General features: G+C 73.8%; 10 protein-coding genes. 5 read left to right on the top strand and 5 right to left on the bottom strand.

What is annotated here, in order from left to right; genetic code table 11:
- Positions 1–216: 216 nt before the first annotated feature.
- Both AB0C22_RS29960 and AB0C22_RS29955 read left to right on the top strand, forming a co-directional pair.
- Positions 217–1,023 carry an SAM-dependent methyltransferase gene (locus AB0C22_RS29960; protein ID WP_208564992.1) on the top strand — a complete coding sequence of 269 codons (807 nt, stop codon included), beginning with the start codon at positions 217–219 and terminating at the stop codon, positions 1,021–1,023.
- Positions 1,020–2,864, top strand: coding sequence for a bifunctional diguanylate cyclase/phosphodiesterase (locus AB0C22_RS29955; RefSeq protein ID WP_357538268.1), 1,845 nt, complete (start codon positions 1,020–1,022; stop codon positions 2,862–2,864). Before AB0C22_RS29960 ends, AB0C22_RS29955 begins: the two co-directional genes overlap by 4 nt.
- Positions 2,865–2,893: 29 nt before the next feature.
- Here the strand turns inward: AB0C22_RS29955 and AB0C22_RS29950 are convergent, their stop codons facing one another.
- Positions 2,894–5,734 carry a CHAT domain-containing protein gene (locus tag AB0C22_RS29950; protein WP_219465223.1) on the bottom strand — a complete coding sequence of 947 codons (2,841 nt, stop codon included), beginning with the start codon at positions 5,732–5,734 and terminating at the stop codon, positions 2,894–2,896.
- Positions 5,735–5,817: 83 nt separating this feature from the next.
- Between AB0C22_RS29950 and AB0C22_RS29945 the strand changes: the two genes are divergently transcribed.
- A complete protein-coding gene (locus AB0C22_RS29945; protein WP_219465222.1) occupies positions 5,818–6,198 on the top strand; it encodes a hypothetical protein in 381 nt (126 codons plus the stop codon).
- An 832-nt stretch (positions 6,199–7,030) separates the two neighbouring features.
- On the opposite strand, the gene AB0C22_RS29940 is transcribed toward AB0C22_RS29945, so the two are convergent.
- From AB0C22_RS29940 to wrbA, 4 genes are all read right to left on the bottom strand, one after another.
- The gene (locus tag AB0C22_RS29940) at positions 7,031–8,638 is read right to left on the bottom strand and encodes a hypothetical protein (RefSeq protein WP_357538266.1); all 1,608 of its coding nucleotides are present in this window, start codon (positions 8,636–8,638) and stop codon (positions 7,031–7,033) included.
- Entirely contained in the window at positions 8,635–9,489 is an 855-nt protein-coding gene (locus AB0C22_RS29935) for a protein phosphatase 2C domain-containing protein (protein ID WP_219465219.1), read from the bottom strand. The genes AB0C22_RS29940 and AB0C22_RS29935 overlap by 4 nt, the downstream gene beginning before the upstream one ends.
- The gene (locus AB0C22_RS29930; protein ID WP_219465218.1) at positions 9,486–10,163 is read right to left on the bottom strand and encodes a hypothetical protein; all 678 of its coding nucleotides are present in this window, start codon (positions 10,161–10,163) and stop codon (positions 9,486–9,488) included. The genes AB0C22_RS29935 and AB0C22_RS29930 overlap by 4 nt, the downstream gene beginning before the upstream one ends.
- A 193-nt stretch (positions 10,164–10,356) precedes the next feature.
- Positions 10,357–10,965 (bottom strand): NAD(P)H:quinone oxidoreductase, encoded by a 609-nt coding sequence (wrbA, locus tag AB0C22_RS29925; protein WP_219465217.1) that lies wholly within the window; start codon positions 10,963–10,965, stop codon positions 10,357–10,359.
- A 58-nt stretch (positions 10,966–11,023) separates the two neighbouring features.
- Here wrbA and sigJ point away from each other — a divergent pair, with 58 nt between their 5' ends.
- Positions 11,024–12,049, top strand: coding sequence for an RNA polymerase sigma factor SigJ (gene sigJ, locus AB0C22_RS29920; protein WP_357538294.1), 1,026 nt, complete (start codon positions 11,024–11,026; stop codon positions 12,047–12,049).
- A 177-nt stretch (positions 12,050–12,226) separates the two neighbouring features.
- A complete protein-coding gene (locus tag AB0C22_RS29915) occupies positions 12,227–13,447 on the top strand; it encodes a cellulose binding domain-containing protein (RefSeq protein WP_219465215.1) in 1,221 nt (406 codons plus the stop codon).
- The last annotated feature ends 6 nt before the right edge of the window (positions 13,448–13,453 follow it).

The raw sequence follows: 13,453 nt of genomic DNA, 5'->3' as shown, positions 1-13,453 counted from the left end.
GGTCGTACGGCTCCCGGTGGGCGGGCGTGCACCGAGGTCTCCGACGCCGGGATCGGCGGGCGGTTGGGCAGCACCACGCCGACGGTCAGGCCCCCGCCGACATCGACACACCCGTCGACCTGCGGACCGGCGTAGGGATCTCGGCGCGGTGCAATGGTGGCAAAGTTCCGATTATAGTGGCGGCGGTTCGTCAATGTGTGGTGCTGGAGGGTGGCGATGGAACGGCCGGAATGGGCACCAGCAGATGTGGATCTCAGCCGGCCGAGCGTGGCCCGAGCCTACGACTACTGGCTCGGCGGCTCGCACAACTTCGAGGTCGACCGGGAGTTCGCCCGCCAGGCACTGGCTGCGGTGCCCGATCTCCGCCTGGTCGCGCGGGCCAACCGCGAGTTCCTGCACCGGGCGGTGCGGTTCATGCTCGACGAGGGGATCCGTCAGTTCCTGGACATCGGGTCCGGTATTCCGACGGTGGGCAACGTGCACGAGATCGCCCAGCAGGTGGACCCGCACTCCCGGGTCGCCTACGTGGACATCGACCCGGTGGCGGTGACGCACAGCACGCACATCCTCGCCGGCCAACCGAACGCGGTCGCCCTGCTCGAGGACCTGCGCCATCCGGAGGCCATCCTGGACCATCCGGAGGTCCGCCGGCTGTTGGATCTGGACCGACCGGTCGGCCTGCTGCTCGTCTCGGTGGTCCACGCGGTCCCCGACCACGACGACCCGTACGGACTGATCAGGCGGCTGTGGACCGCGTTGGCCCCCGGCAGTTGCGTGGCGATCAGCCACGTCACCACCGACAGCCGGCCGGACGAGATGGGCGAGGGCGCCCGGCTCAGCGGCCGGACGAACACCCCGGTCACCGCCCGGACCCGCGCCCAGGTGGAGGACTTCTTCACCGGCCTCGACCTGGTCGAACCCGGCGTGGTGTGGTCCCCGCTGTGGCGTCCCGAGTCGGAGGCCGACGTCGGCGAGCACCCGGAACGGATGAGTTTCTACGTCGGAGTCGGACGCCGCAGGTGAACGACCGGCCCGCCGCCGACGGGGCCGACGGCCGGGGCGTCGGGGAGTTCGTGACGGCGTGGGCCACGGCCCTGCACCGGGCCCACTACGTGCCGATCAGCGCCGAACAACGGCACCGCATCGTCACCGGGCTCGCGGACCGCCTGGTCACCGCGGTCCTCGCCGGACCGGGCGGGCCCGGCGAAGGCCGTCGGATCGGTGCCGACCTGGTGGCGGCCGGCTTCGGGTCGCCGGAGGCGCTCGGTGGGACGATCGCGGTCCTCACCTCGCGGCTCCTCGGCGACCTCGGCGTCGCCGCCGACCCCACCCGGACGGCCCGGCTGAACGACCTGCTGGCGGAACTCGCGACGGGCTTCACGTCGGCCGCGCACGACCACAGCCTGCGGGCCCAGGACACGGTCCGGCTTGCCGCGTTGGCCGCCCGCACCCAGGCCGAGGAGGCGTTACGGGTCAGCGAGGCCAGGTTCCGTCGCTTCGCCACGCACGACCAGTTGACCGGACTACCCAACCTGACACTGCTCACCGAGCAGTTGGGACGGCTGTCCACCGCCGAGGCGCCGACCGACCGGGTCGGGGTCTGCTGCCTCGACGTCGACGACTTCGCGGCGGTCAACGACGTACTCGGGTACCAGGTGGGCGACCTGCTCCTGCGCGAGATCGCCGCCCGGCTCGGCGCGCTCGCCGACGGGCGGGTCGACCTGGTGGCGCGGCTGGACAGCGACCGGTTCGCGATCCTGGTCCGCGACACCACCTGCGCCGGGGACGTCGTCAAGATCGCTGATCGGGCGCTCGCCGTGCTCGCCGCCCCGTTCCGGGTCAGCGGCACCGAGGTGCCGCTGACGGTGAGCGCCGGGGTGGCCGAGGGCACCGTCGCCGACGGCGGCGCCGCGCGCCTGATGCGCGCCGGTGAGATCGCGCTGCACTGGGCCAAGGCGGACGGCAAGGCCACCCTGCGCCTGTTCGACCAGGACCGCAGCAACGCCGACGCCGAGCGTTACCGGCTGTCGGCGGCCATGCCGGCGGCGCTGCGACAGGGCGAGTTCACCGCCGCCTACCAGCCCGTCACCGCGCTACGCTCCGGACGGCTGGCCGGGGTGGAGGCCCTGGCCCGCTGGCGGCATCCCCAGCTCGGGCTGCTGAGCGCCGCCCGCTTCATCGAGCTGGCCGAACGCACCGGCCTCGTGGTGGCGCTCGGCAGCCAACTGCTGGAGCAGGCGTGCCGGCAGGCCAGCAGTTGGCAGCGGATCCAACCCGGCCTGTACGTGAGCGTGAACGTCTCGGTACGCCAACTGCACCGCACCGGCCTCGCCGGGGAGGTGGCGCAGATTCTCGACCGGACGGGTCTGCCGCCGCACCTGCTGCACCTGGAAGTCACCGAGCAGGCGGTGATCGACCTGACCGGCGTGGTGACGCAGACCCTGGCGGCGTTGATGCAACTCGGCGTCCGGATCGTCATCGACGACTTCGGCGTCGGCTATGCGAATCTGGCCAACCTCCGCTCCCTGCCCCTGTACGGCCTCAAACTCGACGCCAGTCTGACCCGGCCGTCGGCGCAGCCGGCCCGCTGGCCGGGGGCCCGCCGCCCCGGCACGGATGACGACTTCCTCGGCACCGTCGTGTCGCTCGGGCACAGGCTCGGTCTCGTCGTGACCGCCGAGGGCATCGAAACCGCCCAGCAGGCCCACCGGCTGACCGCGGCCGGTTGCGACAACGGGCAGGGTTGGCACTTCGGTCGTCCGGTGCCACCCGACGAGATCACCGCCGGCATCGTCGCGCTGCAGCACCGCGAAGCTGTGCCACCCGGCCCCGAGCTGCCGGTGATCCCGGTCCAGCGGCGCTGACGCCCCCGCCGGCCGCTGCTGCCGGAGGGTCAGGGGCCGGTGTGGACCAGCGCCGCCCACAGTTCCGGGCGGTCCGGGTGCGCCCGTCGTACCCGATCTATGGCCGCGTCCAGCGCGACGGCCGCACCGTCGGCGTCCAGGTGGTCCCCGGCGCTCAGCCCGGCGTAGACGTCGCCGGCGACCTGGGCCGCCACCCGGTCGGAGACCGCCCACTGGCTGCCGATCACGTGTCGGAAGCCGGCCATCTGGAGCGCCGCGGTGAGATGGATCGCCTCGTCGGGCAGGTCCCGGCCGCCCGCCGCGGTGCGACACGCCGAGAGGTAGGCGAGGTCGGCCCCACCGGCCGACTGGCTGCGGGCGGCGAGGCGGCCGGCCAGGTCCAGGACGCTGAGCCTGCCGTCGACCAGGCGGAGGGCGGCCGCACTGGGCCGCTTGAAGTCCTGGTCGCCGTGGCAGGCGAAGTGCGCCCAGCTGTGCCGTTCGAGCGCGCTCAGCACACCCTCGACGGTGGCGCTGCGACCGGACAACACCCGCAGGCCGGGCACGTGCGAGCTGACCGCGCGCAGCTCGTCGCTGACCGCCGGCAGCGACGGCTGGCCGGGCAGGGTGCCGAGCCCCACCGCGAACGCCCGCGGCGGCCCGGGCGGCGCCGGGGTGGTGCGGGCGCGCAGCAGCGCGGACAGGCTCGGGGTGTAGGACGACACGCAACGCGCGGCGATCGAGATCCGGCGTCGCGCGGCGAGCGGGGCGCTCGCCCCGAACCGGCCGGCGGCGTGCAGCGGCAACATCGTCAGCGGCCCCGTCGGGCACCACCACACGCGGTGCCGTCGCTCCGGCCCGACGCCGAGCAGGTCGTCGAGGGCCGCACAGACGGACTCCCCGACGGTGTCCCAGAGCCACCGCTGCAACGACACCAGCGTCTGGTGCAACGCGGCCCGCTCGGCCGGCCCGCCGCCCCCCTCCACCGCCCGCTGCACCTCGAGGAACGCCGCGGCACGCCGCTGCGCCGTGTCGTGCGACAGCCACGGCAGCGGCACGGCCCGTACCCCGTCGGCGGTGACGACGATCGCGTCGCTGCGCCACCGCGAGGTGTTGACCAGCACCGCGGCCCCGCCCCTGGTGGCGGGCTGGAGGGCGGCGAACGACGGCGGGTGCAGGAAGTTCTCGAAGCCGGGCTGGCGGCGGGCCTCGGCCGCCAGCCGCTCCCAGCGTTCCGCCAACCGGCGGCGGTGACCGGCGTCCTCGGTCTCGGCACGGTGCGGTCCACCCAGCGCGCTGGTCAGCAGGTCCCGGCCCAGCTCCCAGCCGGGCCGGGACGGCAGCGCGACGATCGGGGACGCCCCGGCGCCGTCCAGTTCCCGGCGCGTCCGGTCGAGTTCGTCGGCGAGCGTGGGTGCGACCGCGGCCAGCGCGGACAGGTCGCTGCGGGTCTGCAGGGCCTGTGACCACAGCACCTGACGACCCTGCTCCAGGAGTTCCACCGCGCGTTGCGGCTGACCGGCGGCGATGGCCCAGGCCGCCGCGTCGCCGGCCAGGCCGGCCACCGAGGTCAGCCGCTTCTCCTGCACGGTACGGTCCAGGCCCCGCCACGCCAGCAGCGGCAGCAGACCCACGGCGGTGCCGTACGCCTCCAGGGCCAGCGTCGCGTCACCGGCCTCGGCGGCGGTCTGCGCCCAGGTGCGGGCGGCGGTCATCCGGATCTCGATCGCACCCGCCCGGGAGGCCGACGACGACCGCCACATGCCGACCGCGGCGTCGAGGTCGGCCGGGTCGTGATCGATCAGGTAGCGGATCCGCAACGCCGTGCCGAGCACGTTGAGGGCCCGTGCCCGGTCCGGATGGCCCGGCGAGAACCCGGCCAGGGCGGCCATACCGGTGTCGACGGCGTCGCTGACCCCGGCCGGGTCGCTGCTCATCCGGGCCCGGATGAGCAGCGAGTGGGCCAGGCTGACCAGGTGGCCGGCCCGTTGGGTGCCGGCGGTCGGTGCGTCGACGGCCTCCCGGGCGCTGCGGATCGCCTCGTCGAGGTGCACCGACGAGTTGTTGCTGAGGCCGTGCAGGACCAGCAGCACCCCGTGGGTGGCCAGCAGTTGCGCGCGGACCGTGCCGACGGCCGGCAGGTCCGCGACGACCTGCCGGCTGACCCGGACCGCCTCGTGCAGGTCGGTTTCGTCCGCGTGGTCGGTGCTCACCCAACGCTGCACCAGCGCGATCACCAGCACACCGTTGAGGGCGGCCCGGTCCACGTGCCGCGCGGGCATGGCGGCCAGACCGCTGCGGCAGTGCTCGATCGCCTCGTCGATGTCGCGTGGACCGCCCGTCCGGGTGAAGCGCATGGCCAGGCACAGCGCCAGCAGTTGGCGGGCGGTGAGCACGTGGTCCGGGTCGGTGGACCGGTGGACCTCCCGGCTGAGGCGTACGGCCGCGTCGATGTCCGCCAACTGGCCGAACCGTTCGAAACTGAGCCGGTACACGTTCACGCAGCGGACCAGCACGTCGATCCGGATCGGGTCGTCCGCGCCGACGGCGGCCACCGCGACGTCCGCGTGCCGCTTCGCCGTCGACAGGTCCGCCACCTTACGCCGCTGCTCGAACCGGAAGCCGACGACCAGGGCCAGCTGGGCGTTGACGTACGGCCACCACGGATCACCGGGCGAGGTCAGCGCCGTGGCCTGCTCGGCGGCGACCACCGCCGCGTCGAGGTGCTTCGGGTCCGAGGCCCGGCCCCGCAACATCAGGACGGTGGAGAGCGCGGCGAGCACATCCACCCGGGACGGATCGGACGCGAGCAGGCTCCGCGCCACGTCCTCGGCCCGGACCAGCAGCGACTCGTCGCCACTGTCGTTGTAGGCGACGATGAGCGGATCCATCGAATCGACGGATCCTGCTTCGGATGGCACGGATTCAGTAGATTCGACGGCAGCTCGGGCGTCAATCGACAGGAGTGTCGTGTATGGAGCAACGTCGTCTGCTGGCCGCGTTGTGCGCCGCCGTACCGACCCTGCGCGAACGCGCCGAGGCGGGGATGTGGACCGACCTGCTCGACGACCTGCTCGACGAGCTGGCCGCCGGCCGGCCGGTGGAGGAGGTCTGCCGGCAGCTCGGCTGGACCGTCGGACCGGAGCCCGAGACCGAGCGCGGCATCGGCTCCGGCCCGTCGCTTCCCGACTACGCCGGGGGCGCCCGACTGGAGGGTCTCGCGCCGGTGGTGCTCAACGGTGACTACCGCTGCCCACACCACCGCTGTGCACGCCGGGCCCACCGCGACGACCGGGGTCGGGTGCCGCACTGTGCGCTCGCCGGTACGCCGATGACGTACCGGACCGAGCCATGATCGAGGTGCTGCTGGGCGAGGTCGGCCGACGCCTCAACGACCGGTGGCTGACCCGGGCGCTGGGCCCCGGCCTGCTGTGGTGCCTGGTCGCCGCGTTCGCCGTACTGCCGGGGCGCGGTGGTGTCTTCGACGTGCCCGGCGCGGCGCTCGCCGCCGCTGACGCGCTCGACCACCTGAAGGGCCGGGTCAGCCTGGCCGTGGTGGTCGGGTCGCTCGTCGTCGCGGTCGCCGCGGTGGCCGCCGTCGGCGCCCAGGCGGCCGGCCGGGTCGTCCGCCACCTCTGGCTCGGGTCCTGGGCCGGCCCGGCGGGGCGGATCGCGACGGCGCTGACCGCCCGCCGCCGGGCCGCTGCCGCGCGTCGGCTGGTCGCGCAACACCGGGTGGTCCCGGCGGTGTACCTGCCGGCCCGGCCGACGTGGATCGGTGACCGGATCCGCCTCGCCGACGACCGGGTCGCCGCGCAGTACGGTCTCCGCCTGGGCCTGATCTGGCCACGGCTCTGGCTGCTGCTCACCGCCGATGGCCGGACCGACGTGATGCAGGCCCGTGACCGGTTCGACCGGGCCGTCACCTCGGCCGGCTGGGCGGTGCTCTACCTGGCGCTGACCCCGTGGTGGTGGCCGGCGGCACCGCTCGGCGCGACCCTCGGTGTCGTCTTCTGGTGGCGGGCCCGGTCCGCGGTGGGCCTGTTCGCCGACACCGTGGAGGCGACCGTCGACCTGCGGCACCGCAGCCTGGTCGCCGAGTTGGGCTTCCCCGTCGAGGAGGGTCGTCCGCTGCCCCCGTCCACCGCTGCCGCCGTCAACGACCTGCTGCACAAGGGTGCCAGCGGTCACGGGCAGGAGGCCCGGGCCGGGGCGGCGAGCGAGCCCACGCGGTATCCGGCACCGTCCTTGACCAGTGACAGCCGGGAGCGCCAGCAATCGGATGACGAGCCTTCACCACTCGGCACGAACACCACGTTGACCTGAGGGCTGCCGCTGGCCGCGGTGCGGATCCCGATGATGGTCGCGCCACGGAACGGGCCCCGGTCCGCCAACGTGGCGGCGCGCGCGGTCTGGGTGCTGCTGCGGTCGGCCAGGCGTGGTGAGTCGATGTTGATCCCGCAGAGGAAGCTGCCGACGGCGGCGACCGCCGCTTTCGTCCGGGCGGACGTCCGGTTGAGGCCGCGCCCCACCGTGACGTCGCTGAACAGGCAGGGCCTGGCCAGGGGAAGGAGCTTTTCGAGGTCGAAACGGGTCGGTAGCGGCAGGACGGGCGCTGCGGGCACCCCTGCCGGGTAGCGGGTGGGCAGGACCCGGGGGTAGGAGGGCACGATGGTGGCGTCCCACCGCACTCCCGTCGGCAGACTCGACCGGGCCCGGGGGGTCGTGCTCGTCGTGTCGCTGTTGGCGCTGATCAGGCCGGCCATCACCGCGATCGCGGCGATCGCCGCGACGAGCAGACCCCAACCCCGGCCGGCCGGCTGGGGGTTGACCACCCCGGGCCGGGGGACGTTGCGGCGTACGGGGTCCCGGCGGGGGGCGTTCGGGCGCGTCGACCCCTGACCGGGCGGCTCCGGGCCCGGGGAAGCAGCCGGTGCCGTCGGCGGTGTGCGTCGGATGCCCCGCTCCAGGGCGTCCAGCCAGTGCTCCGGGGCCGGCCGGCGGTCCGGGACGGGGTCGAGACTCCGGCCGGCGAGGGTGACCAGTTGCCGGTCGAGCCGCCGCTGCGCCGCAGCCGGATCGCGGGTCTGCTGGTCACCGGCGAACAGGCGGACCGCGAGCAGTCCGAACTTGAACGCGTCGGTGGCCGGGGTGGCCAGTTCCTCGGCGTCCGCGTCCGGCACGTGCCACTCGGGGGTCTCGGCCTGCGCCAGCACCGAGTCGCCATCGAGGCGCATCGCGTCACAGTCGATGAAGTAGCACCGGGGTCGGGCGTCGAGGCTGAACAGCAGGTTGTTCGGCGACAGGTCACCGACGCAGACCCCGAGGCGGTGCAGCAGGGTCAGCGCCTCGGCGGTGTCCCGCAGCAGTTCGAGGCGCATCCGGTCGTCGACGTGCAGGCCACGGCCGCGCAGGTAGTCGTCGTTGTTGAGTAGGTACTGCACCTGTGCCAGCACGGTGTCCGGCCCGCGTGGCAGTTGGATCCGGACCCGGAACCGGTCGGGCACCCGGGGCATCAGGAAGCCCCGCACCACGCCCTCCTTACGGACGACGGCGGTGGGCCAGGCGGCGAGACCGAGCAGCGCGTCCGCGTCCGGTCCGGCGTCGGCGGCGAGTCGGACGAAACGGTTCAGCGTGGTCACGTCGACGTCGTCGACGAGCCGGGTCGCGTACTCCTTGTAGACCCACCGGGGGTCCTCGGTGAGGGCGTAGACCGTGCCCTGACCGCCGACCCCGATGCGGTTACGCGGGCCGAGGGCGGACAGGCTCACCTCGGGCGGCAGTGGGCTGGTCATGGCAGTTCGGGCGGGACCGGCCAGACGGCCAGCACGGTACGGTCGTCGTCCCAGGCCCCGCCGGCGAAGTCGAGCATCCAGGCGAGCCGGGTCAGCGCGGGCGGCGTGGTCAGCCCGTCGCCGAACAGTTGCCCGAGGTCCCCGGTGCCGTGCCCGAGCGGCTCGGCGAAACCGTCGGTGGCCAGCACCAGCACGTCGCCCGCGACGAGGGTCACCGCCACCGGGTCGACCTCGGTGGGCACCCGGGGCAGGGCGGCGACGCCGTCCGGCAGCAACTCGTCCTGCGGGTCGGTCGGGTCGGTGAGCAGTGGCTCCCAGGTGCCGTCGCGCAACCGCCAGGCGGCCGAGTCACCGACCCGGACCAGGTGGGCGACGGCCCGACCGGGCCCGTCCGGCCGGACGAGGGCGACGACCACGGTGCTGGCCAGCAGCGCCTCGGCCCGCTGCGGATCGGGCTCACCCAGCTGCCGCCCGGCGTACTCCACCAGGGCCCAGCCCGCGCAGCGCAGCAGGTCGTGCCAGTCGACGGTGTCGTCGGCGCGCAGCAGGTAGTCGACGACCGTCCGGCACACCATGGTGGCGCCCAGGTGGGACAGCGGGGCGTTGGAGACCCCGTCGGCCACCACCGCGATCACCGAACCGTCCGCCGTGGCCAGCGCGAAATCGTCCTGCCGGGGTACGTCGGACGCCCGGTGGCCGGGCCCGCGCACCGAGGCCGCCCGCACCGCGAAGCCGTCCGTCGCCCACCCGTCGAGCACGGTGTCCGGCCGGTACGGCTGCGTCTGCGGCGCGCGGGCCGGCAGCTCCGGGCCCGTCGCCCCGATCAGCGGAGGAGCCCAGTCGAAGCTCACACCACGTCCACGGCCATCCGGAAGCTGTCCGGCCGCTCCACGACCAGCTCCGCCGTGTCGCCACCGACGGCCTGCCCCGACCTGATGACGCTGCGGGTCAGGGCGGTGCAGAACTCGGCGATCGCGAACCCCACCTCGACCCCGGGGGTGGCCACGAACGCGAATTCCGGCCGGGTCGCCACGTGCAGGATCGTCTCGGCCCGTGCCTCGCCGATGCCACACGCGATGATGTTCGGCGCGGTCGGGGTGCGCTCCCGGTCGGTCAGCTCGGCATAGACCGGCTCCCACTCGCCCGGGTCGGTCGGTTGGCCGTCGCTGAGGAAGAACACCGCCGGCCGGTGCACCGCGAAGCCCTCCCGTTTGAGGGCGCGCACGTCGGCCGGGATCCGGTCGACCAGCAGGCTGAACGCGACGCCGTAGGCCGTCCCGGCCCGTACGGACAGCTGCGGCAGCGCCGACTCGTTGCGCAGGTCGGACAGTGCGGAGTGGACGATCACGTCCTCGGAGAACCCGATGATCGAGAAGCGGACCTTGGCCGCTGCGAGCGGCTCACGCAGCAGGGCGTCGTGGAGTGACTGGAGGCCGGCGTTCAGCTCGTCCACGACCGGAGTCATGGAGACGGACTCGTCCGCCACCAGATAGACCGGCAGGACCCGCCCCATGGTCTCGGCCATGCACACCCCCTCGACCGTCGCTGGTGGACCGCTTCAACGTAACACCGCCTGTCCATGCGAGTTTCGCGCTCCGCAACGGCCCTGACCGCCCCCGCCCTGACCGCCCCCGCCCCGACCGCCCCCGCCCCGACCGCCCCCGTTCCGCCCGGCCTGCTCAGGCCGGGCGATCCGCCCGGTCGGGGCGGGGAGGGATTCAGGCGGGCCGTCCGGCTTTCAGTGCGGCTGCGGTGTCGACCACGCGCCGGGCCTGGTAGCGGGCCGCCTGGAGGGTGACGTCACCGGGCGGGCCGCTGCCGGCCACGTGCGAGGTGCCGTAGGGGTTACCCGACTGGAACTGGATCGGGTCGGTGTAGCCGGGAGGCACGATGATCCCGCCCCAGTGGTAGAAGACGTTCGACAGCGACAGCAGGGTCGACTCCTGCCCGCCGTGCGAGGTGTTCGACGCGGTGAAGGCCGAGTAGACCTTGCCGGCGAGCCGGCCCTGGAACCACAGCGGGCCGAGGGTGTCGATGAACGCCTTGAGCTGGCTCGACACGTTGCCGAAGCGGGTGGGGGTGCCGAGCAGGGCCGCGTCTGCCCAGTCCAGGTCGTCGCCGCTGGCCACGTCGACGTCGGCGGTGTCCTGGACGTGCTGGGCCCACTCCGCCCTGGCGTCGACCGCCTCGGCCGGGGCCGTCTCGGCCACCTTGCGCAGGCGTACGTTCGCGCCGGCCTGCCGCGCCCCCTCGGCCGCGGCCTCGGCCAGGGTGTGCACGGTGCCGGTGGCGCTGTAGTAGATGATCGCCAGGTTCACTGGTTCCATGATCGTTTTTCCCCCGTCGCTGGGATAGTGTTCGGTGCACTGATACGACGACACAGCCCTGCCGAATGTCAGGCGGCGAGCCGGGGTCACCACCGCTGGCGTACGTCGGTCGAGCCGGTGGGCGGGGAGCGGGCGAGGGGGCCGGCGGCAGCATGACCAACCCCACCGGTCTGGGGTCCGACCGGCCCGGCCCGGCCCGGCCCCGAGCGGGCTCGTCGGCGAACGGCGTCAGCTCGTCAATCTCGCGTACCGGCTGCTCGGGTCCCTGGCCGACACCGAGGACGTCGTGCAGGAGACGTACGCCCGCTGGTATGCCCTGACCCCCGGCCAGCGGGACGCCATCGCGGCCCCGGACGCCTGGCTGGCCAGGGTCGCCGGTCGGATCTGCCTCGACCTGCTCGGCTCGGCCCGCGCGCGGCGGGAGCGCTACGTGGGTCAGTGGCTGCCGGAGCCGCTGCCCGCACGTGCGGAGTGGACCAGCGACCCCACCGGTGGTGACCCGGTCGACCAGATCGCCCTCGACGAGTCGGTCGGGATGGCCTTCCTGGTGGTGCTGGAGTCGATGACCCCGGCCGAGCGCGTCGCGTTCGTCCTGCACGACGTCTTCCGCTACTCCTTCGCCGAGGTGGCCGAGGTCGTCGGCCGTACCCCGGCGGCGTGCCGCCAGCTGGCCTCGTCCGGTCGCCGCCGCGTGCGCGGGGCACCGGTACCCGGCGTGCCCACCGCCCGCCAGGCCGGCATCGTCCGGGAGTTCAGGAAGGCGTGGCAGGCCGCCGACATCGACGCGCTCGTCGGTCTGCTGACGCCCGACGCCACCGCGACCGGCGACGGTGGCGGGCGGGTCAGCGCGGCACTCCACCCGATCGAGGGTGCCGGGCAGGTCGCACGTTTCTTCGCCGATCGGGGCGGTGCGGCCTCCGGCGTCCGGCTCCTGGAGTGCACGGTCAACGGGCAGCCAGGTCTGGTGGCGCAGGTGGCGGGCGTCGTCGGGGCGGTGCTGGCGTTCGACGTCGTGGGTGACCGGATCAGGCGCATCTGGACGGTCCTCAATCCCGACAAGCTCCGCGCCTGGACGGCCGGCTGAGCTGCGGGGCGGCTCCCGGGGAGCAGGCGGCCGTCCGGTCGCGGGCCGGTCCGGGCCGCCCCGCAACCGAGCGCGCGAGCCGGTGCCGGACCCGATCGGGTCCGAGGTGGCCCGGAACCACGCACCGGTTGGTGCAAGTCGTTGACAACCTTCGATATGTTGCCGCACCGTGGACGTATGCCAGGGGTCCGTTCGTCCGCGCCGCGCCGCCGCGTGCGGCCCGGCCTGCTCGCCGCCGTCGTCTCGTCGATCGCCGTGTTCGGCCTGGGAGCGATCGCCGTACCGGCCGCCGGTGCCGGCACCACGACGCTCCCCGTACCGGCCGCCGGTGGGCTCCCCGGGGTCGCGCCCGCACCCGCCGCGGCGCCCCTGGCGGGAGCGGCCACGACGCCGCCGCCGACCGCGCCACCCACCACCCCGCCGGGCACACCGGACACCTCGCCCTTCCCGCCGGGCGTGCCCACGAACGTCACCGCCAGCCAGGTCAAGACGAGGTCGGTCACCCTCACCTGGACGGCCGCGACCCGTGGCTGCTGCGCCATCGCCGGCTACGACATCACGTACTACAGCCCCTTCGACGACGTCGTCATGTCGGCAAGCGTCGGCGACGTCACCACCACCACGATCAGCAACTACATCACCCCGGGCCGGCAGTACCTGTTCCGGATCTCCGCCCGGGACGTCGTCGGGCACCGCTCCCTGTCGTCGGAGCCGGTCACCGTGGTCACCCCGGTCACCGACACCGGACCGGACACCACCCCGCCGAGCGCGCCGCAGAACCTGACCCTCGGCGACGTGACCGACTCGACCGCCACGCTCTCCTGGTCACCCTCGACCGACGACGTCGGGGTGAGCGGCTACAACGTCTACCGCTTCGACGGCTGGTACAGCTCGTTCCTGGTCGCCACCGTGTCGACGACGACGTACCCGATCGCGCTCCCGCCGCCGCCTCCGCCGTCGACGCCGCTGCGGTACCAGTTCTACGTGCGGGCCCGGGACGCGGCCGGCAACCTCTCGATCGCCTCCAACGCGGTCTTCGCGCCGACGACGCCCACCCCGCCGACCACACCGCCGCCGACCACCTGCCGGGTGACCTACCAGAACCAGTCCGAGTGGCAGGGCGGGTTCGTCACCGTCGTGACGGTCCGGAACACCGCGACCGCGCCGGTGGACGGCTGGACGCTCACCTTCAGCTTCCGGGGGGACCAGCAGGTCACCTCCGGGTGGAACGCGACGACCAGCCAGAGCGGGGCCACGGTGACGGCCCGTAACGTCGACTGGAACCGCGTCGTCGCGCCGAACGGCTCGGTGAGCTTCGGCATCCAGGGCAGCTGGCACACCAGCAACGCGCCGCCGACCAGCTTCGGGCTCAACGGCGGCCCCTGCACCGTCGGCTGAGCCCGG

The organism is Micromonospora sp. NPDC048894, from assembly GCF_040649765.1.
Taxonomy (GTDB): Bacteria; Actinomycetota; Actinomycetes; order Mycobacteriales; family Micromonosporaceae; genus Micromonospora; species Micromonospora antibiotica.
The sequence above is the reverse complement of the archived record's forward strand: the minus strand, read 5'-3'. Positions and strand labels throughout refer to the sequence as shown.

Excerpts from the sequence above, each read along its gene's own strand:
- AB0C22_RS29940 (WP_357538266.1), bottom strand. The coding sequence starts at position 8,638 with ATGACCAGCCCACTGCCGCCCGAGGTGAGCCTGTCCGCCCTCGGCCCG.
- AB0C22_RS29960 (WP_208564992.1), top strand. The coding sequence starts at position 217 with ATGGAACGGCCGGAATGGGCACCAGCAGATGTGGATCTCAGCCGGCCG.
- AB0C22_RS29945 (WP_219465222.1), top strand. The coding sequence starts at position 5,818 with ATGGAGCAACGTCGTCTGCTGGCCGCGTTGTGCGCCGCCGTACCGACC.
- AB0C22_RS29930 (WP_219465218.1), bottom strand. The coding sequence starts at position 10,163 with ATGGCCGAGACCATGGGGCGGGTCCTGCCGGTCTATCTGGTGGCGGAC.
- AB0C22_RS29915 (WP_219465215.1), top strand. The coding sequence starts at position 12,227 with ATGCCAGGGGTCCGTTCGTCCGCGCCGCGCCGCCGCGTGCGGCCCGGC.
- wrbA (WP_219465217.1), bottom strand. The coding sequence starts at position 10,965 with ATGGAACCAGTGAACCTGGCGATCATCTACTACAGCGCCACCGGCACC.
- AB0C22_RS29950 (WP_219465223.1), bottom strand. The coding sequence starts at position 5,734 with ATGGATCCGCTCATCGTCGCCTACAACGACAGTGGCGACGAGTCGCTG.